Below are 1,521 nucleotides of genomic sequence, written 5' to 3'. Positions count from 1 at the left end.
CTGATAGCGGTCGCTGGCCGGGTCGTGCAGGGCGAAGCCCCAACGGCTCGCGGTGCCGTGGTAGCGCAGGCGCATCAGCTTGAGGTTCCCGCCGTCGGCCAGTTCGCCTTCTACATAGGCGTACTGGCCCCGGTGGCGGACGCGCAGGCCGGCCAGCTGCGGCCAGGCGGCCTTGGCCCGCATGTTCAGGTACAGCTCGAGCTGGAGCCGGGTATGTTCCGAGGGCGTTGGCACAGCGGACATCCTGCCGGAGGGCCGGCGATCGGGGTACGGCAGGATGCGGCCTGTCGTGATCCACTTCTCGTGATCGGCATGCCCGCCTTGCCTGTTGCCCCTGCCCGTCTGGTAGCCCTGACCGCCTCCGAGCGCAAGCGGCTCAAGACGATGGCCTACGGCCACAAGACCGAGCACCGGCTCCGCCAGCGTGCCCAGGTCGTCCTGCACGCGGCCCGGGGTCGCTCCAACGCCCGCATCGCCCGCGAGACCGGGCTGCACCTGGACACCGTCCGTACCTGGCGCGGCCGATTTGCCGAGCACCGGCTGCCCGCACTGTCCGACCGCAAACGGTCCGGGCGCCCTGCCTCCTTCACTCCGCTGCAGACCGCCCAGGTCAAGGCCCTGGCCTGCCAACTGCCCGCCGAGAGCGGCACCCCGCTCTCGCGCTGGTCGAGCCCGGAGCTGGCCCGCGAGGTCGTCGCCCGCGCCATCGTCGGCGCGATCTCCGCCTCCACCGTGCGGCGCTGGCTCAAGCAGGACGCGCTCAAGCCCTGGCAGTACCAGTCCTGGATCTTCATCACCGACCCTGCCTTCCGGCCCAGGGCCGAGCGCGTCCTCGACCTCTATGCCCGCATCTGGAACGGCGAAGCGCTCGGCGCGGACGAGTACGTGATCAGCGCGGACGAGAAGACCTCCGTCCAGGCCCGCTGCCGCTGCCACCCCACCCTGGCCCCCGGGCAGGCCAGGGCGATGCGGGTGAACCACACCTACGGCCGCGGTGGAGCGCTGGCCTACCTGGCCGCCTACGACGTCCACCACGCGAAGATCTTCGGCCGCTGCGAGCCGAGAACCGGCATCGCCCCGTTCATGACCCTGGTCGACCAGGTCATGACCCAAGAGCCCTACGCCAGCGCGAAACGCGTGTTCTGGGTCGTGGACAACGGCTCCTCCCACCGCGGCAAGAAGGCCGCCGACCGGCTGACCGCCGCCTACCCGAACGCGGTCCTCGTCCACACGCCGGTCCACGCCTCCTGGTTAAACCAGGTGGAGATCTACTTCTCCGTTGTGCAGCGCAAGGTCGTGACACCCAACGACTTCACCGACCTCAACGAGGTCACGGACCGGCTCCGAGCCTTCGAAGACCGCTACAACGCCACGGCACAGCCGTTCCAGTGGAAGTTCACCACCTCCGACCTGGACGATCTGCTGGCCAGACTCGACCGGCACACCACCGATCACCCAGAAGAATCCTCCGCCGCCCCAGCCGCATGATCAACCCCCGAAGGACTTATGACGCAGACCACT

At 69.2% G+C, this 1,521-nt stretch carries 1 protein-coding gene and 1 pseudogene; one reads left to right on the top strand and one right to left on the bottom strand.

Annotated elements, in window-relative coordinates:
• A pseudogene (locus tag ACWD3C_RS48580) lies at window positions 1-234 on the bottom strand (ATP-binding protein); the annotation flags it as partial.
• Between the two features lie 78 nt (window positions 235-312).
• On the opposite strand from ACWD3C_RS48580, the gene ACWD3C_RS48575 reads away from it, so the two are divergent.
• Window positions 313-1,488: an IS630 family transposase gene (locus tag ACWD3C_RS48575; protein ID WP_451155247.1), complete on the top strand. Its 1,176-nt coding sequence runs from the start codon at window positions 313-315 to the stop codon at window positions 1,486-1,488.
• Window positions 1,489-1,521: the final 33 nt, after the last annotated feature.

Source organism: Streptomyces sp. NPDC002845, assembly GCF_053591955.1.
Note: the sequence above shows the minus strand (reverse complement) of the source record. Positions and strands in the feature narration are given on the sequence as shown.

What these genes read in the sequence shown, in the direction of transcription:
- ACWD3C_RS48575 (WP_451155247.1), top strand. Translation starts at nt 313, where the DNA reads ATGCCCGCCTTGCCTGTTGCCCCTGCCCGTCTGGTAGCCCTGACCGCC.